The organism is Streptomyces odontomachicola (assembly GCF_039605595.1).
Taxonomy (GTDB): domain Bacteria; phylum Actinomycetota; class Actinomycetes; order Streptomycetales; family Streptomycetaceae; genus Streptomyces.
Map to the genome: position 1 here is coordinate 94,278 of NZ_JBCFOK010000008.1, position 23,636 is coordinate 117,913.

At 72.1% G+C, this 23,636-nt stretch carries 20 protein-coding genes; 12 read left to right on the plus strand and 8 right to left on the minus strand.

Annotated elements, in window-relative coordinates; all coding sequences use genetic code 11:
* Positions 1–18 precede the first annotated feature (18 nt).
* Positions 19–945: an oxygenase MpaB family protein gene (locus ABEE00_RS16705; RefSeq protein ID WP_345746290.1), complete on the plus strand. Its 927-nt coding sequence runs from the start codon at positions 19–21 to the stop codon at positions 943–945.
* On the plus strand, positions 942–2,447 hold the full coding sequence (locus tag ABEE00_RS16710) for an aldehyde dehydrogenase family protein (RefSeq protein WP_345746291.1): 1,506 nt from the start codon (positions 942–944) through the stop codon (positions 2,445–2,447). The genes ABEE00_RS16705 and ABEE00_RS16710 overlap by 4 nt, the downstream gene beginning before the upstream one ends.
* Before the next feature lie 27 nt (positions 2,448–2,474).
* Here ABEE00_RS16710 and ABEE00_RS16715 read toward each other — a convergent pair whose 3' ends face one another.
* Entirely contained in the window at positions 2,475–3,461 is a 987-nt protein-coding gene (locus tag ABEE00_RS16715) for a helix-turn-helix domain-containing protein (RefSeq protein WP_345746292.1), read from the minus strand.
* 92 nt (positions 3,462–3,553) lie between these two features.
* Here ABEE00_RS16715 and ABEE00_RS16720 point away from each other — a divergent pair, with 92 nt between their 5' ends.
* Positions 3,554–3,928 carry a cupin domain-containing protein gene (locus tag ABEE00_RS16720; RefSeq protein ID WP_345746293.1) on the plus strand — a complete coding sequence of 125 codons (375 nt, stop codon included), beginning with the start codon at positions 3,554–3,556 and terminating at the stop codon, positions 3,926–3,928.
* A 68-nt stretch (positions 3,929–3,996) separates the two neighbouring features.
* Here ABEE00_RS16720 and ABEE00_RS16725 read toward each other — a convergent pair whose 3' ends face one another.
* Complete coding sequence (locus ABEE00_RS16725; protein WP_345746294.1) at positions 3,997–4,662, minus strand: TetR/AcrR family transcriptional regulator; 666 nt, start codon at positions 4,660–4,662, stop codon at positions 3,997–3,999.
* 115 nt (positions 4,663–4,777) lie between these two features.
* On the opposite strand from ABEE00_RS16725, the gene ABEE00_RS16730 reads away from it, so the two are divergent.
* The 7 genes from ABEE00_RS16730 to ABEE00_RS16760 all read left to right on the plus strand — a co-directional run bounded on the left by ABEE00_RS16730 (position 4,778) and on the right by ABEE00_RS16760 (position 12,092).
* Positions 4,778–5,923, plus strand: a complete 1,146-nt coding sequence (locus ABEE00_RS16730; protein ID WP_345746295.1) for an acyl-CoA dehydrogenase family protein — start codon at positions 4,778–4,780, stop codon at positions 5,921–5,923.
* A gap of 200 nt (positions 5,924–6,123) precedes the next feature.
* Positions 6,124–7,965: an ATP-binding protein gene (locus ABEE00_RS16735; RefSeq protein ID WP_345746296.1), complete on the plus strand. Its 1,842-nt coding sequence runs from the start codon at positions 6,124–6,126 to the stop codon at positions 7,963–7,965.
* Entirely contained in the window at positions 7,962–8,387 is a 426-nt protein-coding gene (locus tag ABEE00_RS16740; RefSeq protein WP_345746297.1) for a roadblock/LC7 domain-containing protein, read from the plus strand. The genes ABEE00_RS16735 and ABEE00_RS16740 overlap by 4 nt, the downstream gene beginning before the upstream one ends.
* A complete protein-coding gene (locus tag ABEE00_RS16745) occupies positions 8,384–8,740 on the plus strand; it encodes a DUF742 domain-containing protein (protein WP_345746298.1) in 357 nt (118 codons plus the stop codon). Before ABEE00_RS16740 ends, ABEE00_RS16745 begins: the two co-directional genes overlap by 4 nt.
* The gene (locus ABEE00_RS16750; RefSeq protein ID WP_451918600.1) at positions 8,721–9,470 is read left to right on the plus strand and encodes a GTP-binding protein; all 750 of its coding nucleotides are present in this window, start codon (positions 8,721–8,723) and stop codon (positions 9,468–9,470) included. The genes ABEE00_RS16745 and ABEE00_RS16750 overlap by 20 nt, the downstream gene beginning before the upstream one ends.
* A 101-nt stretch (positions 9,471–9,571) precedes the next feature.
* On the plus strand, positions 9,572–10,774 hold the full coding sequence (locus ABEE00_RS16755) for a cytochrome P450 (RefSeq protein ID WP_345746494.1): 1,203 nt from the start codon (positions 9,572–9,574) through the stop codon (positions 10,772–10,774).
* 46 nt (positions 10,775–10,820) lie between these two features.
* Positions 10,821–12,092: a cytochrome P450 family protein gene (locus tag ABEE00_RS16760; protein WP_345746299.1), complete on the plus strand. Its 1,272-nt coding sequence runs from the start codon at positions 10,821–10,823 to the stop codon at positions 12,090–12,092.
* Between the two features lie 121 nt (positions 12,093–12,213).
* On the opposite strand, the gene ABEE00_RS16765 is transcribed toward ABEE00_RS16760, so the two are convergent.
* A complete protein-coding gene (locus tag ABEE00_RS16765; RefSeq protein WP_345746300.1) occupies positions 12,214–13,656 on the minus strand; it encodes an amino acid permease in 1,443 nt (480 codons plus the stop codon).
* Positions 13,657–13,899: 243 nt separating this feature from the next.
* Entirely contained in the window at positions 13,900–14,376 is a 477-nt protein-coding gene (locus ABEE00_RS16770; protein ID WP_345746301.1) for an RrF2 family transcriptional regulator, read from the minus strand.
* Positions 14,377–14,425: 49 nt separating this feature from the next.
* On the opposite strand from ABEE00_RS16770, the gene ABEE00_RS16775 reads away from it, so the two are divergent.
* Positions 14,426–15,772 (plus strand): MFS transporter, encoded by a 1,347-nt coding sequence (locus tag ABEE00_RS16775; protein ID WP_345746302.1) that lies wholly within the window; start codon positions 14,426–14,428, stop codon positions 15,770–15,772.
* Between the two features lie 23 nt (positions 15,773–15,795).
* Here ABEE00_RS16775 and ABEE00_RS16780 read toward each other — a convergent pair whose 3' ends face one another.
* Positions 15,796–17,625: an AMP-dependent synthetase/ligase gene (locus tag ABEE00_RS16780; protein ID WP_345746303.1), complete on the minus strand. Its 1,830-nt coding sequence runs from the start codon at positions 17,623–17,625 to the stop codon at positions 15,796–15,798.
* A gap of 393 nt (positions 17,626–18,018) precedes the next feature.
* Here ABEE00_RS16780 and ABEE00_RS16785 point away from each other — a divergent pair, with 393 nt between their 5' ends.
* The gene (locus tag ABEE00_RS16785; protein ID WP_345746495.1) at positions 18,019–18,789 is read left to right on the plus strand and encodes a MerR family transcriptional regulator; all 771 of its coding nucleotides are present in this window, start codon (positions 18,019–18,021) and stop codon (positions 18,787–18,789) included.
* 64 nt (positions 18,790–18,853) lie between these two features.
* On the opposite strand, the gene ABEE00_RS16790 is transcribed toward ABEE00_RS16785, so the two are convergent.
* The 3 genes from ABEE00_RS16790 to ABEE00_RS16800 all read right to left on the minus strand — a co-directional run bounded on the left by ABEE00_RS16790 (position 18,854) and on the right by ABEE00_RS16800 (position 23,623).
* Entirely contained in the window at positions 18,854–21,064 is a 2,211-nt protein-coding gene (locus ABEE00_RS16790; protein WP_345746304.1) for a 3-hydroxyacyl-CoA dehydrogenase NAD-binding domain-containing protein, read from the minus strand.
* A gap of 59 nt (positions 21,065–21,123) precedes the next feature.
* Positions 21,124–22,338 carry an acetyl-CoA C-acetyltransferase gene (locus ABEE00_RS16795; RefSeq protein WP_345746305.1) on the minus strand — a complete coding sequence of 405 codons (1,215 nt, stop codon included), beginning with the start codon at positions 22,336–22,338 and terminating at the stop codon, positions 21,124–21,126.
* A 142-nt stretch (positions 22,339–22,480) separates the two neighbouring features.
* Positions 22,481–23,623 carry an acyl-CoA dehydrogenase family protein gene (locus tag ABEE00_RS16800; protein ID WP_345746306.1) on the minus strand — a complete coding sequence of 381 codons (1,143 nt, stop codon included), beginning with the start codon at positions 23,621–23,623 and terminating at the stop codon, positions 22,481–22,483.
* Between the last annotated feature and the right edge of the window lie 13 nt (positions 23,624–23,636).

Genomic DNA, 23,636 nt, shown 5'->3' on the forward strand with positions numbered 1-23,636 from the left:
CGAGGAAGGGAGTTGCCCATGAGCCGGTACGGCCGCATGCGCCGGATCCAGCGGATGGACCCGGAGCGCGACTACGAGGAGATCTTCCGGCAGATCACGCTGTACGAGTTCCCCTGGGACTACCAGCAGGGCGTGAGCATCGCGTTCCTGCGGGACTACGGCATACCCCGGATATCGGAACTCCTCGACCGCACCCAGGAATTCGAGAAGGCGGGCCAGAAGCGCTACGACGACACGCTGCTCTTCGCCTACGAGATGTCCGTGGACGGCTTCGGCTCGGAACGCGGAAAGGCGGCGGCCCGCCATCTGAACCGGATACACGGGAAGTACCGCATTCCCAACGAGGATTTCCTGTACGTGCTGGCCACCACCGTGGTCGGCCCGAAGCGGTGGATCGAGCGCTTCGGCTGGCGCCCGCTGTGCGCCAACGAGCGGACGGCGATGGCCCTGGTGGGGCACCGCATGGCCGAGGTGATGGACATTCACGGCGCGCCGCGCACGATGGAAGGGTTCGAGCGGCTCCTCGACACGTACGAGGCGGAGATGTTCGCGTACCACCCCGCCAACCGCCGGGTCGCCACCGCCACGTTCCGCACCATGGCCTCCTGGTATCCGGCGCCGCTGCGGCCCTTCGTCGGCCGGTTCTCGCTGGCCCTGCTGGACGGGCCGCTGCTGAGCGCGCTCGGCTTCCCGCGCCAGCCCGGGTGGCTGCGCGCGCTGGCGGCCGCCGCGCTGCGCACCCGCTCCACGCTGCTGCGGCTGGGTCCGGCGCGGCCCCGGTGGCGCCCGGCGAAGCTCAAGCTCCGCTCCTATCCGTTCGGCTACACCCTGGACGACCTCGGTCCCGCCTGGGCGCACAACCGCCCGCTCAAGCCGCTGCCGGAGGAACGCGAAGCGGACCAAGGCGGCGCCACCGTCTCCGACCTCCGCGAGGAAGCCTCATGACCAGCACCGGAGCGGGTGACACCCGCAGTGCCCGCAGCTTCTTCTCCCTCTCACCCGCGACCGGCGAGCAGCTTGCCGAGTACCCCGTGCACGGCGACGAGGAGGTACGGGCAGCGGTCGGCCGTGCGCGCGAGGCGGCCTCGGGCTGGGCCGCCGCCGGCTGGAAGGGCAGGCGCGCCGCGCTGCTCGCCTTCAAGCGCGCGCTGGCCTCCCGTACGGACGAGCTCGCCGAGACGATCACGGCCGAGACCGGCAAGCCCGCGCACGACGCGCGCGCCGAAGTCCTGCTGGCCGTCGTGCACCTGGACTGGGCGGCCCGCAACGCGCGGCGTGTGCTGCGCCGCCGCCGGGTGCCCTCGGGTGTGCTCTCCGCGCATCAGCGCGCGCTCCTCGCGTACCGCCCGTACGGCGTCATCGGCGTGATCGGCCCGTGGAACTACCCCCTCTACACGCCCATGGGCTCGGTCGGCCACGCGCTCGCCGCCGGCAACGGCGTGGTCTTCAAGCCCTCCGAACTCACGCCCGGCGTGGGCGTGTTGCTGGCCCGCGTCTGGCGCGAGACGGTCCCGCGGCACGCGGGGCTGCTCAACACCGTGACCGGCATGGGCCCCACCGGCGAGGCCCTGGTACGCGCCGGAGTGGACAAGGTCGCCTTCACGGGGTCGCCGGGCACGGCGCGGAAGGTGGCCGCGGTGTGCGCGGAGAGCCTGACGCCGCTGGTGGCCGAGGGCGGCGGCAAGGACGCGGTGCTGGTCGGCGCCGACGCGGACCTGGACGAGGCGGCCGAGGCCGTGGTGTGGGGCGCGATGTCCAACGCGGGGCAGACCTGCGCGGGAGTGGAGCGCGTGTACGCCGTGACCGAGGTGCACCCGCGGCTGTGCGAGCGCATCGTGCAGCGCGCGCGGGAGCTGAGCGTGGGGCCTCAACAGAACGCCGCTTACGGCCCGTTGACGCTTCCCTCACAGGTGGGGACCGTCGAATACCACGTGAAGGAGGCCATCGGCGCGGGTGCGCGCGCCCCGCTGGGCGGCCCCGAGTCGGTGCGGGCGCCGCATGTGCACCCCGTGGTGCTGGTCGACGTGCCCGAGGACTCCCCCGCGATGCGCGAGGAGACCTTCGGTCCTGTGGTCGCGGTGAACGCGGTGCGGGACCTGGACGAGGCGGTGGCCCGCGCCAACGCCTCCGGGTACGCGCTCGGCGCCGCGGTCTTCACCGGCTCGCGGCGCACGGGCCTCGCGGTGGCCGAACGGCTGCGCGCGGGCGCGGTGTCGGTGGGCTCTGTGCTGGGCTTCGCGGCGATCCCCTCGCTGCCGTTCGGCGGCTCGGGCGAGTCCGGGTACGGCCGCGTCCACGGCGACGAGGGGCTGCGGTCCTTCGCCGTGCCGCGCTCGGTGACGGTCCGCAGGATGCGCCCGCCGGTGGACCTCATGTCGTACGCGACCCCGCAGGCGAAGGCCGCGAGGGCGGTCGAGCTGGCACGCCGTGTGCACACGCGCCGTTGAGGCGCCGGGAGTCGGGCCGCAGGGTGATCACGGCGCGCCGCGGAACGCCCTGCGGTACGCCGCCGGCGTGGTGTGCAGGGCCGCGCGGAAGCGGCGCCGCAGGTTCGTGGCGGTGGACAGCCCGGTGCGCGCGGCGATGGCGTCCACCGGCAGGTCGGTGCTCTCCAGCAACTCCCGCGCCCAGTCCAGCCGCTGGGCCAGCAGCCACTGGCCAGGACCCACGCCGAGCTGCCCGGTGAAGCGGCGGGCCAGGGTGCGCGGGGACACGGCCGCCCGCTCCGCCAGTTCCTCCACCGTGATCCGCTCGCCCAGCCGCTGCCGCGCCCACTCCAGCAGCGGCGCGAGCGAGTCGCAGGGGTCGGGCGTCGCGGAGGAGCCCACGGGAGGCGCCGCGTACTGGAGCTGCCCGCCCTCCCGGTGCGGCGGCGTCACCATATGCCGGGCCACCTGCGCCGCGTGCGCCGCGCCCCGGTCCTCGCGTACGAGGTGCAGGAACAGGTCCACGCCCGCGCCCGACCCGGCGCTGGTGGCCACGTCGCCGTGGTCGATGTACAGCACGTCGGGCTCCACGGTGATCCGCGGGTGCCGCCGGGCCAGTTCGCCGGCCAGCCGCCAGTGGGTCGTCGCCGTACGGCCGTCCAGCAGCCCGGCATCGGCGAGCACGAAGGCGCCCGAGCAGCTCGTGACCACCCGGGCTCCGCGCGCGTGCGCCGCGCGCAGGGCCTCGACGAGCGCGCCGGGCACGGGCGCCGACGCGGGGAACCAGCCGGGCACGAGGACGGTCCCCGCGCCTTCGAGCGCCTCGAGCCCCTCCCGTACGAGGAGTTCGGAGCCGGTGTCGGTGGCGACCGGGCCGGGCTCCACGGCGCAGAGCCCGAACGCGTACCGGTGCGGGAGCTCGCCGTGCGGGCCGAACACCTCGGCCGCGCAGCCGAGCAGATACGAGGAGGCCGGAGGGTGCGCCACGGCCACGACCCGGTGGGGAGGCGGCGTCGAGGCCACGGAGGCTGTCATGACAGCCCAGCATGCCAGGGGTGGCAGGAAAGTGCTCCACCACGTCAGAACAGACACTGGGGCGGCGTGCCGCGCCCAGGCACGGTGGAGTCATGACCACAGAAGCGCGCGAAACCACCGAGTACGCCTCCGAGAAGAACGGCCCCTCCTCCCCCGGCTACGAGTGGGCGCTGCTCTCCGGGGCGCCCGTCCACGAGCTCTTCCCCGGCATCCGGCTGCGGCCCCTGTGGCAGGGCGGGGCGGCGGGGGCCAAGGCCCAGGTCGTGGAGTTCGACCCGGGCAGCACGTGGGAGAACCCCGACGTGCACGCGCCGGGGCCGGAGGAGGTGTACGTCGCCTCCGGCACCTTCAACGACGGCGAACGGGACTACCCCGCGGGCTCGTTCATCCACGCACCGGCCGGCTCCTGGCACGTCCCGCAGTCGGCGACCGGCTGCACGCTGTTCGTCTTCTATCCGGAGGGCTGACCTCCGGACCGGCCTCAGCGGGGAGGGGTGCGGCCGGGGCCACGGCGGTCCGAGAGCAGTGCGAGCTCTCAGCGGTCCAGCAGCGGTGCCAGGTAGCGGCGTACGAATTCCCGCGCCTGGTCCGCGTCGTCGAGCTCGAAGACGCTGACCGGGTTGAGCAGGAACGACGTGGTGATCCGCACCATCAGCTCGGCCACCGGCACCGGATCGCGCTCCGGCCGCCCCTCCACCCGCTGCGCCCTGCGCAGCCGCGTCGCCAGGTATTCGCGCATCGCCACGAACGTCGGCCCGGACTCGACCGTGAGGAACGGCAGCATCGTCTCGGGCTCCAGGCGCAGCAGCCCGCCGATCAGCGGGTGGTCGCGCACGTGCCGGAGGAGCAGCACGAAGCCCTCCTCCATCCGCCGCTCCATGGTGGGCACTTCGGCCACCGCGGCGTCGACCTCGGCCACGAAGGCGCGGTACTCGCGCATCAGGCACTCCTGCACGAGCTGGTCCTTGTTGCCGATGCGGCGGTAGACGGTCACCCGGGAGACCCGGGCGCGCTTGGCGACGTCGTCCACCGTGGAGCGGCGCAGCCCGAACGTCATGAACTGCTCGCGCGCCGCGTCCAGGATCTTCTCGCGCAGCTCGTCGCCCTCGGGGGCGGGGGCCAGCGCGCGGGCGAACAGGGACGCCTCGTCCCGCACACCGCTGCCGCTTCCCTCTGTCGACGGTGCTTCGTTGACGGCCATCGGCCCGCCCCTCCCTGAGCTCTTCTCCCCACTCAACCACACGGCATCAGCAACACAGATACTATCCCAATCACTTTGTTTCAGGGCCCTGCGCAGGGCAGCTCAGGAGGCGTCGATGCGGTTCTCCCTCTCTCCGGAACAGCAGGAATTCGCGGCCGCCGTACGGGACTTCGCGCGCCGCGAGTGCGGCACCAAGGAGCAGCGGGACGCGCTCGCGGCGGAGAGCGAGGGCCCGCACAGCCCGCGCCTGTACGCCAGGCTGGCCGGGCTGGGCTGGCTCGGGGTGTGCCTCGGCGAGGAGTTCGGCGGCGGGGGCGGCGGCATGACCGAGGGCTGCCTCTTCCTGGAGGAGTCGGCGTACGGCCTGCTCCCCGCCGGCGGCTTCGTCACCTCGGTCATCACGGCCAAGGCGTACGAGCGCTTCGGCACCGGCGAGCAGAAGCGGGAGGCGGTCGGCGGCGCGGCGGCCGGCGAGGTGCTGTCCATCGCCATGTCGGAGCCCGAGGCCGGTTCCGACGTGGCCGCGCTGCGCTGCTCGGCCGAACGCCGGGCGGACGGGGGCTGGTTGATCGAAGGACACAAGACGTGGATCTCCAACGCGCATCTCGCCCGGCACATCCTGCTGGTCGCGCGCACCGGGAGGGAGGGCGGGAAGCACGAGGGGCTGACGATGTTCCACGTCCCCGCCGGCACACCGGGCGTGGAGATCCGCTCCATTCCGACCATGGGCGGACGCGAGGTCAACGACGTGTACTTCACCGGCGTACGGCTGCCCGCCGAGGCCGTGGTCGGCGCCGTCGGCGAGGGGTGGGACCAGTTGATGGCCGGGCTGAACGCGGAGCGGCTGTTCCTCGCCGCGAACATGCTCGGGCTCGCCCGCCGCGTCTTCGACGACACCCTCGAACACGTCCGCACCCGCGAGCAGTTCGGCCGACCCGTCGGCTCCTTCCAGGCGCTCCGGCACCGGCTCGCCGACCTGGCCACCGAGCTGGAGTGCGCGCGGCTGCTGGTGTACGACACGGCGGCGCGCTGCGACGAGGAGCCGGCGAGGCTGTTCCCGCGCGAGGCGTCGATGGCCAAGCTCAAGGCCACGGAACTGGCCAAACACGCCGCGCTGGAGGGCATGCAGATGATGGGCGGCTACGGCTACGCCACGGAGTACGAGATGGAACGGCACCTGCGGCAGGCCGTGGTGTCCACGGTGTACGGCGGCACCAGCGAGATCCAGCGCGACATCATCGGCAGGTCGTACGGGCTCTGACCCCGTGCAGGGGTTACCGGCGGTCCGCCCCGCGAACGCGGCGCGTGCGCAGGTGACGGTGGCGTGAACGGGACGTTCCCGTACACCCCACCTGCCACAGGGGTTGCTCAACACACATATATTGGTCCGGCGTTGATCGGAAACCTGCGGCCTCCGCCCTCCCCTGCCCGGACCTGACCTGTCCCCGAGGACCCTGATTGATGACCCCCGACATACCCGCGCCCAGCCGGACCAGCGCGGCCGGCGCGGCCGCGCGGCGGTCGCCGCGGCCCGGCACAGGAGCGGCACTCGCCCTGCTGGCCGCCGTGGTGGTCACCGCCGCCGCCTGCCTGCTCGCCGTCTCGGCGACGCCGACGCCGCAGCGCGCCGCCGTCGCCTGGGGCGGCTCGGCGGCCGCCGTCCTGCTCTGCGCAGCCGTCACCCTCGCCGCGTACCACCGCCTCGAAGCGCGGCGGCTGCGCGGCGAGATCGCCGACCGGGACGGCGAACTCGCGGCCCGGGACGCGGCGGCGGCCGCGCGGGAGACGGCGTACGAGCGGTTCGCCACCGAGACCGTGCCCTTCGTGGTGGAGCGGCTGCGGCAGGGCGCCTCGGCCGAGACCGCGCTCGCCTCGGCGCCGCCCACCGAGACCCGCGCGCAGCGCGACGTGCTCACCACCCTCGCGCGCGAGGTGCACCGCGGCGAGGGGCTGCGCGCCTCCGCGATGTCCGCGTGCGCCAACGCGGCGGGCCGCGTCCAGGCGCTGTCCACCTCCATGGCGGCCGACCTGCGCGACATGGAGCACCGGCACGCGGACGAGGAGGTGCTCGGCGACCTGCTCCACCTGGACCACCGCGTGGCGCAGGCGGGCCGGCTCGCGGACTCCATCGCGGTGCTGACCGGGGCCCGTTCGGGCCGGCGCTGGGCGAAGCCGATCGTGATGGAGTCCATCCTGCGCGGCGCGCTCGGCCGGATCAGCGGCTACCAGCGTGTGCGGCTGCACTCCACCAGCACAGCGGCGGTCGCGGGGCACGCGGCCGAGGGCGTCATGCACGTGCTGGCCGAAATCATGGACAACGCGGCGAACTTCTCCCCGCCGACCTCCGAAGTGCACGTGTACGTGGAGGAGGTGACGGCCGGCGTGGTCGTCACCGTCGAGGACGGCGGGCTCGTCATGGGCGAGGTCGCGCTGCGCCGGGCCCAACAGGCCGTCTCCGGCGAGGCGTTCGACCTCTCGGCGCTCTCCGGCTCCCGGCTGGGTCTCGCCGTGGTGGGGCGGCTGTCGCGCAAGCACGGCCTCAACGTCTCCTTCAGACCCTCCGCGCACGGCGGCACCGGCGTGGTCGTGATGCTGCCGCAGGAGCTGATCACCGAGGCGCGGGCCGGCGCGCCCGCGCGGGAGGCCACTGCGGCACAGCCCTCCGCGCCGGCCACTTCGGCGCGGCCCGCTGCGTCGGAGCCCGCGCCGACGCCCCAGAGCACCACCCCCGCGCCCGTGGAGTCCGCTCCCGTGCAGTCCGCTCCCGCGGCGCCCGCTTCCCCGGCGCCCGCTCAGGAGCCCGCCGTGGAGCAGACCATGCAGTTGCGCCCCGAGGACATCGCGCAGCACGTACCGGAGCAGCACTCCGAGCGGAGCGGCGAGCGCACCGGCGAACACGCGAGCACCGCCGACACCGCGCCCGTCGGGCGCGGCGCCGGACACCCCGCCGAGCGCACGGCGGAGCGCCCCGCCGAGCGCACCGGCGAGACCCGCCTCCCCGACGTACCGGAGACGCCGCCCGCGGCCGAGGTCGGCGAGAGCGGGCTGCCCAAGCGGCGCAGGGGGCAGACCCTCGCCGCGGCGCAGCAGCAGCGCGAGCGCGCGCGTGCGGCGGAGAAATCCGCCGACCGCGGCGCGTCCCGCCCCTCGGGCGCCCGCTTCGGCGCGTTCCGCCAGGCCGTGCAGGGCGCGCAGGAGGCCCGCGACGGCGAAGGCCGCACCGACACATCCGACACCGGCCGGGACACCGGCTCTCCCTCCCCCACGACCGCCTCTTCACGCGCGGAGGACGACACCGAATGATCACCGACAGCAAGCTGGACTGGCTGCTGGAGAACCTGCTGGAGCGCACGCCCGGCACCCGGCACGCGCTGGTGCTGTCGCGGGACGGGCTCAAGCTGTGCCGCACGCCCGAACTCACCGTCGACCAGGCCGACCAGCTCGCCGCCATCTCGGCGGGCATCCAGTCGCTCTCGCACGGCGCCTCCGTGGAGTTCGGCACCGGCGGCGGCGGAGTGCGGCAGGCGATGGCCGAGTTCTACGGCGGCATCCTGTTCGTCGTCGAGGCGGGCGACGGCGCCCATCTCGCGGTCGTGGCCGACGAGGAGGCCGAGGTCGGCGTGATCGGGCACAACATGAACGAACTGGTCGAGCAGCTCGGCGAGTACCTCAGCGCGCCGCCCCGCGAGGCCGGCGCCGGGAACGAAAGCAGCGGGCCGGCATGACCCGCGCGGGCCGGGACGAGGACCCGGACCGGCTGTACACCCTCACCGGGGGCCGCAGCCGGTCCGACGCAGACACCTTCGACCTGGTCACACTCGTGGTCAGCGAGTGTGACCCGGCCCCCGGGATGCAGTCGGAGCACCGCGCCATCCTCCGCATCTGCCGCCATCCCACGGCGGTCGTGGAGCTCGCCTCCGACCTCGGCCTGCCGGTGAGCATCGTCCGCATCCTGCTGGGCGACCTGCTCGCCGCGGGGCGGATCACCGCTCGCCACCCGCGCGTTCCCGACGCGGCCGACTCTCTCCCCGACCCCGAGATCCTGAAGCAGGTGCTCGTTGGACTCCGCAATATCTGACCCCCGCGCGGGCGGCCCGGCGGCGCCCGGCAGCGCCTCCGCGCGTACGGACGCCCAGCAGGGCCCGGACGCGCAGGAGCGCCCGGCGCTCGCCGACACGGCGAACAGCGGTCTCAAGATCGTGATCGTGGGCGGCTTCGGCGTCGGCAAGACCACCATGGTCCGCTCGGTCAGCGACATCAGGCCGCTGAACACCGAGGAGACGATGACCCAGGCGGGCGAGGGCGTGGACGACGTCTCCGCCGTCGACGGCAAGTCGACCACCACGATCGCCTTCGACTTCGGCCGGATCAGCCTGAACGCGCAGACCGTGCTGTACCTGTTCGGCGCCCCAGGACAGGAGCGGTTCTGGTTCCTGTGGGACCGGCTGTTCAGCGGGTCGCTGGGCGCCGTGGTGCTGGTCGACACCCGCCGCCTCGCCGACTCCTGGTACGCCATCGACCGCCTGGAGCAGCACGGCACCCCGTTCGTCGTCGCGCACAACGACTTCGGCGGCCCCCGGCACACCCCCGAGCAGATCCGCGAGGCGCTGGACCTGCCCGAGAGCGTGCCGCTCGTGGAGTGCGACGCGCGCTCCAGACCGTCCAGCCGCGACGTGCTGATCGCCCTCGTGAACCATCTGTACGCCCTGTCGTCCGCATCCGCGGGGTCATCGGCCTCCACGGCGCACCCCGCCTCCGCGACGTACTCCGACCAGGCGGACACCGCAGCCAGGGAGACCTCACCGTGACCACGCCCAGCCCGCAGTCAGCCGCGCCCGGCACGGCGCCCGGTGCCGCGCAGCCGCCCGCCGGGTGCCCCGCGCACGCCGCCTTCGCCGGCGCCGTGCCGATGAGCGGCCCGCGCTTCCAGAACGACCGGGCCGAGCTGTACCGCGAGCTGCGCCGCGAGCACGGCGCGCTCGCCCCCGTGACCCTGCCGGGCGACGTGCCGGGCTGGCTGGTGCTGGGCTACCGCGAGCTGCTCCAGATCACCAGCAACCCGCAGCTCTTCAGCCGCGATTCGGACCTGTGGAACCTGTGGCCGCAGATCCCCGCCGACTGGCCGCTGATGCCGATGCTGGGCAGGCAGCCCTCGATCCTGTACGAGACCGGCGACCGGCACGCGCTGCGCTCCTCCCTGGTGAGCGAGTCGCTGGAGGCGGTCGACCCGTTCGAACTGCGGCAGCACGCCGAGCACTTCGCCGACCGGCTGATCGACGCGTTCTGCGGCAGGGGCGAGGCTGACCTGATCGCCGAGTACGCCAAGCTGCTGCCCGCGCTCGTGCTGGCCAGGCTGTACGGCTTCCCCGACGAGGACACGCCGCGGCTGGTGAAGGCCGTCAACGACATGATCGACGGCGGCAAGGACGCGCTGGCCGGTCGCGATCACAACATGGCCGCCATGAAGCAGCTTCTGGAGTGGCGGCGGCAGCTTCCCAGCGCCGACGTGGCCAGCCGCATGCTGCACCACGAGCACGCGGGCGAGTTCTCCTTCGACGAGATCGTCGAGGACATGATGGTGAACATGGCCGCGGGCCACCAGCCGACCGCCGACTGGATCGGCAACTCGCTGCGCCTGATGCTCACCGACGACCGCTTCTCCGCCTCGCTGACCGGCGGCCGGCACAGCGTCGGCGAGGCCATGAACGAGGTCCTGTGGGAGGAGACCCCCACCCAGAACGTCGCGGGCCGCTGGCCCACCCGGGACACCCAGCTCGCCGGGAAGCGGGTGCAGAAGGGCGACCTGCTGATCCTCGGCCTCGGCGCGGCCAACACCGACCCCCAGGTGCGCCCCGACCAGAGCGTGTTCACGGGCGGCAACAACGCGTTCTTCTCCTTCGGGCACGGCGACCACCGCTGCCCCTACCCCGCGCAGGACATCGCCGAGAGCATCGCGCGTACGGGGATCGAGGTGCTGCTCGACCGGCTGCCCGACGTGGACCTGGGCGTCGCGCCCGGCGCGCTGGTCTGGCGCTCCTCGCCGTGGCTGCGCGGACTGGAGTCGCTGCCGGTGGAGTTCACGCCGACAGCGGCGGTGGGAGGCCGCGCGTGAGACGCGGCGTGTCCCGTGGTGTTTCCCTTACGGAGGAGGACCGCTCATGACCTCGTGCCCCGTGACCGGCCGGGCCGGCGACGTACCGGAGGACGCACGCGTCGTCCTCGACCCGCTCGTACGCGATCTGGTCGGCGAGGGCGCGAGGCTGCGCGCCGCGGGCCCGCTGGCCGCGGTGGAGCTGCCCGGCGGCGTACCGGTGTGGGCCGTCACCCGGCACGCCGAGGCCCGGCGGCTGCTCACCGACCAGCGGCTGGTGAAGGACATCGGCCACTGGGACGCGTGGCGGCGCGGCGAGATCCCGCGCACCTGGCCGCTGATCGGGCTGGCCGATCCGGGGCCGAGCATGCTGACCTTCGACGGGCCCGAGCACCGGCGGCTGCGCACGCTGGCCGCGCAGGCGCTCACGCCGCGCCGGGTGGAGGCGCTGCGGCCGAGGGTCGAGGCGATCACGGCGGAGCTGCTGGACGAGCTGGCGGATCATGCGGGCTCAGGACCCGGTTCCGGCCCCGTCGATCTCAAGAGCGCGTTCGCGTACCGCCTCCCCATGGCCGTCATCAGCGAGCTGATGGGCATCGACGCGGCCGACCATCCGCGGCTGCGGGAGCTGTACGACGGCTTCTTCTCCAGCGTGACGCCGCCGGAGCGGGTGCCGGAGATCATCGCCGAACTCTTCGCGTTCTTCCGCTCGGTGGTCGAGGCGAAGAAGGCGGCACCGGCCGACGACCTCACGTGCGCGCTGCTGGCCGCGGCCGAGGACGGCGACCAGCTCACCGAGGACGAGGTCGTCGCGACCCTCCAGGTGATGATCGCCGCGGGCCACGAGACCACCATCAGCCTGATCGTGAACGCGGTCGTCGCGCTGCTCACGCACCCCGGGCAACTGCGCATGGTGCTGGCCGGCGAGGTGTCCTGGGACGCGGTCATCGAGGAGACCCTGCGCTGGAACGCGCCGACCACGCACGTCCTCATCCGCTTCGCGACGGAGGACGTCGAGGTCGGCGACGCGGTCATCGGCAAGGGCGAGGCGCTGATCGTGGCGTACGGCGCGATCGGCCGGGACGAGACCCAACACGGCCCGGACGCCGAACAGTTCGACGTGACCCGCCCCCCACCGAACCGCCACCTCTCCTTCGGCCACGGCCCCCACGTATGCCCCGGCGCCCCGTTGTCCCGCCTGGAGGCAAAGGTCGCACTCCCGGCCCTCTTCGCCCGCTTCCCGGAAATGTCTTTGGCGGTCCCGGCTTCAGACCTCCGCAACAAACCGGCGGTCACACAAAACGAGCTCTACGAGCTGCCGGTACATCTGACCCCGTAGGCCCCCGTACTAGCTGTGGGCAGTCGTTCCGCAGGGGCGGAACGGGTGGGCACAGCGGACCGCGGCCCCGGGCACCGGCGCAACCACGCACGCAACGGGGCCCGGGGCGAAGCCCCGAAAGCTAGCCGCGGACCCGCTTACGGACCGCGAACCACCCACCGACAAGCGCCACCGCAATAACCGGCACCAACATCAACGTCTTCCGCCCCACCTCGGGATCCCCCCACATCAACACGATGATGCTGAGCAGGAAGAGAATCGTGAGGATCTCCGTCACGGGAGACCCGGGCAGCCGGAACGAGGGCCGCTCGACAAGCCCCTGCTTGGCCCGCCGCACGAACACCAGGTGACACAGCATGATGATGCACCACGTGCTGATGATCCCCAGCGAAGCGATGTTGAGCACGATCTCGAACGCCTTGCCCGGCACCACGTAGTTGAGCCCGACGCCCAGCACGCACACGGCGGAGGTCAGCAGGATGCCTCCGTACGGCACCTGGCTCCGGTTCATCTTGCCGGTGAACTTCGGCGCTGACCCCGCCATCGCCATCGACCGCAGGATGCGCCCGGTCGAATAGAGCCCGGAGTTGAGGCTGGACATGGCAGCCGTCAGCACGACGAGGTTCATCACGTCGCCCGCCGCCGGCACGCCCACCTTGGACAGCACGGTCACGAACGGGCTCTGCCCGTCGGTGTATTCGCCCCACGGCAGCAGCAGCGCCAGCAGCAGCACCGAGCCGACGTAGAAGAAGCCGACCCGCCACATGATCGCGTTCACGGCCTTCGGCACGACCTTCGCGGGCTCGGCGGTCTCGCCCGCGGTGACGCCGACCAGCTCGACGCAGGAGTACGCGAAGACCACGCCCTGCATCACGATCACCACGGGCATGACGCCCTTGGGGAAGAAGCCCCCGTGCTCGGTGAGCTGATGCAGCCCCGGCGTCGAACCACCCACCGGGTGCGCGGTGACCAGCAGGCCGATGCCGATCAGCATGAAGACCACCAGCGCCGCGACCTTGATGATCGCGAACCAGAACTCCAGCTCACCGAAGATCTTCACCGAGATCATGTTGATCGCCAGCACCACGGCCAGCGCCACCAGTGCCAGCACCCACTGCGGGATGTCGGTGAACAGGCTCCAGTAGTGGGTGTAGAGCGCGATCGCGGTGATGTCGGCGATGCCGGTGGTGGACCAGTTCAGGAAGTACATCCACCCGGCGACGTACGCGCCCTTCTCGCCGAGGAACTCGCGCGAGTACGACACGAAGGAGCCGGAGGAGGGGCGGTGCAGCACCAGCTCGCCCAGCGCCTTGACCACGAAGAAGGCGAAGAGGCCGCACACCGCGTACGCGATGGCCAGCGCGGGCCCGGCGGAGTGCAGGCGGCCGCCCGCGCCGAGGAAGAGGCCGGTGCCGATCGCCCCGCCGATGGCGATCATGTTGATGTGTCGGGCCTTGAGGTCCTTGCTGTAGCCGGTGTCCCCGGCGTCCTGCGCGCCCTCGGGAAGTCCGCTCGTCCCGCCGGATGGCGGTGGGACGTCGGCCTGGAGAGTCTCTTTGCTCACGGCTGGTTCAACTCACTCTGGTCGGGCCATGGGTCGGCCCACCGCGTTCAACCACCGGTTCCGTCGAGCAGGCCGAGGCGTCACCTTTCCGTGCGTTGACCAAGTACGCGGTGGCGTACATCACATTCGGAGACATCTCACATGCCGGACGGGAACATTCTTCCCCTCGGTAACACCCGCCTCACGAGGGGTGACCGGCGTCACAACTCCCGTACGCCTGCAGGGGTTACACGTATGCCTGAGTTACACGTACTCCTCGGCGAGAAGCCGCTCATTCCGCTGACGCGTCCTGACGGGCATGCGGTCCACCAGCCCGGCGATGGTGACCTCGCGCAGCGAGGCCCGCCACGCGTCGTCGGCGGCGTCCATCGCGGCGTGCACCCCGCAGGGCTTCGCGCACTCCTCGGGCGGCACGGCGCCCGCGCCGCGCTGCCGGATCTCCTGGCACTGGAACGGGCGCGCCGCGCCCTCCACCGCCTCCACCACGTCCAGCAGCGTGATCTCCCCGGCCGGGCGCGCCAGCCGGTAGCCGCCGCGCGGCCCCGGGGTCGCCTGGAGAACTCCGGCCCTGGCCATCGCCTGGAGGTGCTTGGCGAGGTTGGTCTCGGAGACCCCGTAGTGCCGGGCGAGCGTGTCCCGGCGCAGCGTCCGCGCGTTCCCGGCGAGCGCGAGCAGCGAGGCGCAGTGCACGCCCCACTCGACCCCTTGCGACAACTTCATGCCCGCAGTCTAAAATCCGGGGATCGTGGATACTCGACATCCGGAATCGATGACGCGTCACCCGTCTCCGTCCCTCTCGCCGCGCACCGCGGGCATGCTGGCCGTGCTGCTCTCCGCCGTCTTCCTGGCCCAGTTCGACTTCTTCGTGGTGAACGTGGCCGCGCCGTCCCTCGGCAGGGAGTTGCACGCGGGCCCCGCCGCGCTCGAACTCGTCGTGGGCGGCTACGCGTTCGCCTACGCTGCCGGGATGATCACCGGCGGCCGGCTCGGCGACCGGTACGGCCACCGGCGCGTGTTCGTGTGCGGCGTCGCGGGCTTCACGCTCGCCTCGCTGCTGTGCGGACTGGCGCTCACGCCCGCCCAACTGGTCGCCGCGCGGCTGCTCCAGGGGCTCGCGGGCGCGGTCATGGTGCCGCAGGTGCTGGCCGTGCTCACCGCCGCGCTGCCGTCCGGCGGGCAGCGCAGGGCGCTGGGCTGGTACGGGGCGGCCTCCGGGCTCGGCTCGATCGCCGGTCAGGTGCTGGGCGGCCTGCTGCTCGACGCCGATCTGTGGGGTCTGGGCTGGCGGGTCGCCTTCCTGCTCACCGTGCCGGTCGGCGCCCTCGCCGTACCGGCCGCCCTGCGCCTGCTCCCCCGGCTCCCGCCCGCCGAGCGCCCCGCGCGCCTCGATGTGCGCGGGGCGCTGGGCATCGCTGGCTCGCTAGGTCTGCTGCTCGCACCGCTGACCTTCGGCCGCGAACAGGGCTGGCCCGCCTGGACCTGGGCGTGCATGGCGGCCTCGCTCCCGGCCGCCGCGCTCACCCTCGTACGGCAGCGAGCGCTGCTGCGGCGCGGCGGCTCCCCGGTGCTGGACCTGTCCCTGCTGCGGGACCGGGTCTATGTGTGCGGGCTGGCGGCGGGCGGTGCCTTCCTCGCGTACTTCGCGAGCTTCATGTTCACCCTGACGCTGCTGTTGCAGGACGGGCGCGGGTTGTCGCCGCTCGCCGCGGGCTCGGTCTTCGCGCCGATGGGCGTCGCGTTCGCGTGCTCCTCGCTGCTGGGAGGGCGCGCGGTACGCAGGTTCGGGCTGCGGGCCGTACGGGGTGGGGCGCTGCTGATCGCGCTCGGCCTGCTGTCCCTGCGGTGGGCGTCCGACGCCCCGCTCCCGTGGCTGGTGGCCGCCCTGGTCATGATCGGCACAGGCAACGGCCTGGTCCTGCCCCGCCTCTTGGGCATCTCCCTCCTGCGCATACCGCCGACGAGCGCGGGGGTGGGCGCAGCGATGCTGACAACGGTCCAGCAGTTCGGAGGAGCAGCGGGGGTGGCGGCGGTGGGGACGACGGGGGCCCAGGCGGGGTTGGTGCTGTGCGTCTGGGCGCTGGTGGGTGTGGTCCAGCGCACCGCCGGGCGCGCCTGACCCCACCCCGCGCCCAACGAAGGTCACCCCGCATACAGTGCGTCCAGCACACCCGCGTACCGCTCCCGGATCACCCGCCGCCGCAACTTCAACGAGGGCGTGAGCTCCCCACTCTCAGGCCCCCATTCCTCCGACAGCAGCCGATACCGCTTCACCTGCTCAGCCCGATTCAGCCGCGCGTTGGCAGAGGCAACGGCCCGCTCGACCTCATCCCGTACGGCGGGATGCGACGCAAGTTCCGCGTCGGGAACGTCAATCCCCCGCGCCCGAGCCCACACAGGCGCCATCTCCGCATCCAGCACGAGCAACGCCACCAGATACGACCGCCCGTCCCCGTGCACCAGCGCCTGCCCGATCAGCGGGTGCTCCTTGAGCGCGTTCTCGACCAGCGCGGGCGACACGTTCTTGCCCGAGGAGGTCACGATCATCTCCTTCTTGCGGTCGGTGAGCCACAGGAAGCCGTCCTCGTCGATCCGCCCGATGTCCCCCGTCGCGAACCAGCCCTCGGCGTCCGTCCCCGGCTCCACCGTCCCGTCCGCGCGCAGATACCCCTCGAAGACCGTGCGCCCCCGCACCTCGATCTCGCCGTCCTCCGCCGTACGGATCTCCAGCCCGTCGATCGGCTTGCCGACCGAACCGAGCCGGAAGGCCGCCGGACTGTTCGTCGTGGTCACGCCGACCGTCTCGGTCAGCCCCCACGCATCCATGATCACGATCCCGAAGCCCGCGAAGAACCGCACCACCTCCTGCGGCATCGGCGCCGAGGCACTCGCCGTCCACACCAGCCGGTCGAACCCGGCCAGCGCGAGGAGCGGTTCGAGCACCTCGGCCCGCGCCTTGCGGTAGGCCGCGTCGAGTTCGGCCGGCGGCTCCTCGCCGCGCTCCCGGCAGCCGACGTGCTCGCGCGCCGTCTCGTTCGCCGCCTCCACCGCGGCCCGCTGCTCCTCCGGCAGCATCGCGAGCCCCGCGCGCACCGAGGCCGCCAGCTTCTCCCACACCCGCGGCACCCCGAAGAACTGCGCCGGATGCAGCTCCTTCGCCGTCTCCGCGACCTGCCCGGGGTCGGAACACAGATGCACGTGCGCGGCGCGGAAGACCGGCAGGTAGATGCCGAGCATGCGCTCGGCGATGTGCGCGAAGGGGAGGTAGCAGATGTGCTCGACGTGGTCGGGGAGTTCGACGGCGCCGTCCAGCGCGAGCCCGTTGAGGATCACATTGCGGTGGCTGACCACGACGCCCTTGGGGTCGCCGGTGGTGCCCGAGGTGTAGACGACCGTGACCGGGTCCGTCGCTTCGATGGCGCGCCATGTCCGCTCGAACTCCTCCGGTTCGTACGGCCGCTCCAGTCCCTCGTACGGGGTGTGCCCGCCCACCGCCTCCGGCTCGGCCACCACCAGCCGCTCCAGGCGGCTGCCCCGCGCCCCCAACAGCGGCTCCCAGCGGGCCACTTCTCCCGCGCCCTCCACCACGGCGAGCCTGGCGCGGCTGTGCCGGACGATGTGCGCGATCTGCTCGGGCGCCGCCGTGCCGTACACCGTGACCGGCACCGCGCCCAGGTGGGCGAGCGCGAGGTCGGAGAGCCAGTGCTCGGGGCGGTTGCCCATCATGAGCAGGACGTGTTCGCCGCGCCGGACGCCCAGCGCCGCGAAGCCGACGGCGAGGCGGGCCACGCGTTCGCGCGCCTCGGCCCAGGTGAGGGTGGTCCAGCCGCCCTCGCCCTTGTTCGCGCCTTCCTCGCCCGTACGCCAGGACAGCGCGGGGAGTTCGCCGTGGTCCTGCGCGTTGCGCGACATCAGTGCCGGGATGGTGAGGTGGGCCGGGTCGTCGCCCGGCAGTCGCAGAATCGTGGTCATGACGGCCTCCGGTCAGCGGACGGAATGGTGCCGTGAACATGGACGGGTGCGCTGCGTGCGGGAGGCCCGGTGCGCCCGCGGCCTTCCCTCGGGCAGCATTGGATTACAAGAATGGTGCGACAGCAACACTGTTGAACATGATGGGCACACGGTGCCGCCGAGGGACCGAGCCGGAAGGAGCCACGCGCGATGGGTCAGGAGCACGGGGATCGGCGGGCGGACGCCCACGAGCAGGGGCGGAAGCAGGGCCGCGACCAGGCGCGGGAGCGGAGCGGGCGGGAACGCCCCGAGCAGGCGCCGCAGGAGCGTGCGGCTTCGCGGGAGGAGCAGCCGGCTTCGCGTGAGGGGCAGCCGGCTTCGCGTGAGGAGCAGGCCGACGACCTCGCCGAGGGGCTGACCGTCGACCAGCTCGCCGCGCGCGCCGGCGTGACGGTGCGCACCGTGCGCTTCTACAGCACCCGCGGCCTGCTGCCGCCGCCCGCGATCGGCCCGCGCAGGGTGGGCAGATACGGCCCCGACCACCTCTCACGCCTCGCCCTGATCGAGGAGCTGCAGAACCAGGGCATGACCCTCTCCGCGATCGAGCGCTACCTCCAGCGGCTGCCCGACGACATGACGCCGCACGACCTCGCGATACACCGGGCCCTGGTGGCCTCCTGGATGCCGGACACCGTGGACGAGGCGAGCCGCGCGCAGTTGGAGGGGCGCGTGGGGCGCGAGTTGACCGATGACGACCTCAAGCGCCTGGAGGCCATGAGCGTCCTGGCGGTCACCGAGGACCCGGACGTCTTCCGCATCGACCCGAGCCTCGTACACCTGGGGGTGCGGCTCCTCGACGTACCGATCTCGCAGGAGACGCTGCTGGCGGCGCGCGAGGTGATGATCGAGCACACGCGGTCCGCCGCACGCGAGTTGAGCCGCCTCTTCAAGGACGAGGTGTGGAGCCCCTACCGCGAGCGCGAGGCCGATCCCGAACAGGTCGAGCGCATGAAGGCGCTCTCCGCCCATATGCAGCCGATGGTCCTCCAGGCCCTGGTCACCGCCTTCCAGCGGTCGCTGAACGAGGAGCTGCGCGGCGCCTTCCCGAGCGAGCGCCCGCCGCGTACGGAGGCGGCCCGTACGGGGACGACTCGGACGGGGACGACTCGGACGGACGCGGGCTGAGCCCAGGGGCCGGTGGCGGCGCCGCACCGCACCGCCACCGGCCCGTCCTCGGGGCGCGCCCCGCTCAGGTGTCGCTGAACACCTCGCCCTTCTCCGCCTTCTCCGCCAGCAGCGCCGGGACCTCGAACCGGTCCCCGTACCGCGCCTGGAGCTCGCGGGCGCGGGCGACGAAGCCGCGTACGCCGTTCTCTCCGCCGGTGCGGCTCTCGTAGCCGTTGATGTACTGGATGACGCCGCCGGTCCAGGCCGGGAAGCCGATGCCCATGATCGAGCCGATGTTGGCGTCGGCGACCGAGGTCAGGACGCCCTCCTCGAAGAGCCGGACGGTGTCCAGCGCCTCGGAGAACAGCATCCGCTCCTGCATGTCCTCGAAGGGGATGTCCGGGGCGTCCGCTCCGGTCTTCGTGAAGTGCTCGCGCAGGCCCGGCCACAGCTTGCCGCGCTTGCCGTCCTCGCCGTACTCGTAGAAGCCCCCGCCGCCGCTGCGGCCCGGGCGCCCGAACTCGTCGACCATGCGGTCGATCACGCCGTCCGCCGGGTGGTCGGGCCAGCTGCCGCCCTCGGCCAGGATCGCCCGCTTCGTCTCCTCGCGGATCTTCCGGGGCAGGGTGAGGGTCAGCTCGTCCATGAGCGAGAGAACCTTCGCCGGATAGCCGGCCTGCGCCGCGGCCTGCTCGACCGTAGCCGGCTCCACGCCCTCGCCGACCAGGGCCACGCCCTCGTTGATGAAGTGGCCGATGACGCGCGAGGTGAAGAAGCCGCGCGAGTCGTTCACCACGATCGGCGTCTTCTTGATCTGGCGGACCAGGTCGAACGCGCGGGCCAGCGCCTCGTCCCCGGTCTTCTCGCCCTTGATGATCTCGACCAGCGGCATCTTGTCCACCGGCGAGAAGAAGTGCAGCCCGATGAAGTCGCCGTCCCGCTTCACGCCCTCGGCCAGCGAAGTGATCGGCAGGGTCGAGGTGTTGGAGCACAGCAGCGCGTCCGGCGCGACGATGTCCTCGATCTCCTGGAACACCTTGTGCTTCAGCTTCGGGTCCTCGAACACCGCCTCGATCACCGCGTCGCAGCCGGCCACGCCCTGCGGGTCGGAGGTCGGGGTGATGCGGGCCAGCAGCGCGTCCTTCTTCTCCTGCGTCGTACGCCCGCGCGAGAGCGCCTTGTCGAGCAGGCCCTCGGAATACGCCTTGCCCTTGTCTGCGGCCTCCTGCGACACGTCCTTGAGCACGACGTCGATCCCGGCCTTGGCACAGGAATACGCGATGCCCGCGCCCATCATCCCGGCGCCCAGCACCGCGACCTTGTTCACCTTGCGCTCGGCCGGGCCCTGCGGGCGGCTGCGCCCCGCGTTCACGGCCTGGAGGTCGAAGAAGAAGGCCTGGATCATGTTCTTGGAGATCTGGCCCGTGACCAGCTCAACGAAGTAGCGCGCCTCGATGACCTGCGCGGTCTCGAAGTCGACCTGGGCGCCCTCGACCGCGGCGGCGAGGATGTTGCGCTGCGCCGGGTAGGGCGCGCCGCCGGTCTGCTTCTTCAGATTGGGCGCGAACGCGGGGAGGTTGGCCGCGAACTTCGGGTTCGACGGCGTACCGCCCGGAATCCTGTAGCCCTTCACGTCCCAGGGTTGCTGCGACTCGGGGTGCTCGTCGATGAAGCGGCGGGCCGCGGCGAGCATCTCCTCGGGGGTCTCCACGACCTCGTGGACGAGGCCGACCTCCTTGGCCTTGGCCGGGAAGTACTGCTTGCCCTCCAGCAGCACCTTCATCAGCGCGTCGGCGATGCCGAGCAGCCGTACGGTGCGGACCACGCCGCCGCCCGCGGGCAGCAGGCCCAGCGTGGACTCCGGGCAGCCGATCTTGGAGCCCTTGGCGTCCAGCGCGACGCGGTGGTGGCAGGCGAGGGCGATCTCCAGGCCGCCGCCGAGGGCCGCGCCGTTCATCGCGGCGACGAGGGGCTTGCCGAGGGTCTCGATGCGGCGCAGGTCGTTCTTGATCTGCATGCCGGCCTCGAAGACCTGCTCGGCGTCCTCGGGGCGCGCCGCGATCAGGTCGTTGAGGTCGCCGCCGGCGAAGAACGTCTTCTTCGCCGAGGTGACGATGATGCCGCGTACGGAGTCCCGCTCGGCCTCCAGCCTGTCGGCGATGGCGGTGAGCGAGCTCTTGAACGCCGCGTTCATGGTGTTGGCCGACTGATTCGGGTCGTCCAGGGTCAAGGTGACGACGCCGGTGTCGTCCTGCTCCCAGCGGATGGTCGTCGGTGCTGCGGACTCGGACATTGCGGTTTCTCCAGGAAGTCTCAGGGGGTGGGAGGTCGGCGGGATCGCGCTGCGTGCCGCTACAGCCGCTCCACCACCGTGGCGATGCCCATGCCGCCGCCCACGCACAGCGTGGCCAGCCCGTACCGCTGGTCCCTGCGCTCCAGCTCGTCCACCAGGGTGCCGAGGATCATGGCGCCGGTCGCGCCCAGCGGGTGGCCCATGGCGATGGCGCCGCCGTTCACATTGACCTTCTCCAGGGGCAGGCCCATGTCCTTCACGAAGCGCAGCACCACGGCGGCGAACGCCTCGTTGATCTCGACCAGGTCGATGTCGTCCACGGTCAGACCGGCCTTGGCCAGCGCCTTGCGGGAGGCGGGCGCCGGTCCTGTGAGCATGATCGTGGGGTCGGCTCCGGAGACCGCGGCCGACACGATGCGGGCGCGCGGTGCCAGTCCGTACCGCTCCCCCACCTCGCCGCTGCCGATCGCCACCAGCGCCGAACCGTCCACGATCCCCGAGGAGTTGCCCGCGTGGTGCACGTGGTCGATCTCCTCGACCCAGTGGTACTTCTGCAGCGCCACCGCGTCGAAGCCGCCCAGCTCGCCGATGTCGGCGAACGAGGGCTTGAGGCCCGCGAGGGAATCGGCGCTGGTGCCGGGGCGGATGTGCTCGTCGCGGTCCAGCACGGTCAGGCCGTTGCGGTCGGCCACCGGAATGACCGAGCGCTCGAAGCGGCCCGCCTTCCACGCCTCGGTGGCCAGCTCCTGGGAGCGCGCGGCGTACTCGTCCACGTCGCGCCGCGAGAAGCCCTCCAGCGTCGCGATCAGGTCGGCGCCGATGCCCTGCGGAACGAACCTGGTCTCGTGATTCGTCATCGGGTCCAGGTGCCAGGCGCCGCCGTCCGTACCCATCGGCACCCGCGACATCGACTCCACGCCGCCCGCGAGGATCAGGTCCTCCCAGCCGGAACGGACCTTCGCGGCCGCCAGATTGACCGCTTCGAGGCCCGAGGCGCAGAAGCGGTTCTCCTGGACTCCGGCCACGGTGTCCGGCAGCCCCGCGGCGATGGCGGAGATCTTCGCGATGTCGGAACCCTGGTCGCCTACGGGGCCGACCACGCCGAGCACCACGTCGTCGATGGCAGCCGGGTCGAGGTCGGGAAAGCGGCGGCGCAGCTCGTGGATCAGCCCGACGACCAGGTCGATGGGCTTGGTGCCGTGCAGCGCTCCATTGGCCTTGCCGCGCCCGCGCGGGGTGCGGATCGCGTCGTATACGTACGCTTCTGTGCTCACGGTCAACAGCCTTTCGGGGTACGGATCATGCGGTGCGGTGGTGTACGTATCGGGTGCGGGGCGGCGGAGGAGCCCGGGCCGGCCCCGGGCCCGGAAGGTTTCATGCCGGGGCCGGATGACCCCAGGCCAGTCCCGGAAGACCTCAGGCCAGTATCGAGCGGCCGATGATCTCCTTCATGATCTCGGTCGTGCCGCCGTAGATCGTCTGGATGCGCCCGTCGGTGAAGGCGCGGGCGATCCGGTATTCGTTCATATACCCGTATCCGCCGTGCAGTTGGAGGCAGCGGTCGGTGACCCGCTTCTGCAGCTCGGTCGCCCACCACTTGGCCATCGAGGCGTGTACGGCGTCGAGCTCGCCCTTCGCGTGGTCCTCGATGCAGCGGTCCAGGAAGGCGCGGGTGACGGCGCACTCGGTGGCCATCTCGGCGATCTCGAAGCGGATGTGCTGGAGCTTGGCCAGCGGCCGCCCGAACGCCTCGCGCTCCTTCACGTACTCCTTCGTGAACTCCAGCACGTGCTCGGACGCCGCGATCGCCGCCACCGCGATGCCCATCCGCTCCTGCGCGAGATTGGTCATGAGGTGGATGAAGGCGCCGTCCCGCTCGCCGAGCAGGTTCTCCTTGGGGACCTTGACGTCGTTGAAGAACAGCTCCGCCGTGTCCTGCGACTTCTGCCCGATCTTGTCGAGGTTGCGGCCGCGCTCGAAGCCCTCCATGCCGCGCTCGACGACGATCAGGCTGAGCCCCTTGGCGCCGCCGTCGGGCGTCGTCTTCGCGACGACGACCACCAGGTCGGCGAGGATGCCGTTGGAGATGAACGTCTTGGCCCCGTTCAGCAGCCAGTGGTCGCCCTTGTCCTCCGCCGTCGTACGGATGCCCTGCAGGTCGGAGCCGGCGCCCGGCTCGGTCATCGCGATCGCGGTGATCGTCTCGCCGGTGCAGAACCCGGGCAGCCAGCGCCGCTTCTGCTCCTCGGTCCCGAGCGAGGTCAGATACGGGCCGATGATGTCGTTGTGCAGCCCGATGGCCAGCCCGGCGGCACCCGAGCGCGCGAACTCCTCGGCCAGCACGGCCGCGTAGCGGAAGTCGTCGACCCCGCCGCCCCCGTACTCCTCCGGCACCGCGATGCCCAGCAGCCCCTGCCGCCCGGCGGCGAGCCACGCCTCACGGGAGACGATGCCGTCCTTCTCCCACTGCTCCTGGTGCGGTTCGGCCTCCTTGGCGAGGAAGGTGCGGACGGTCTGGCGGAACGCCTCGTGGTCCTCGGTGAAGATCTGGCGCTTCATACTGGCGTGCTCT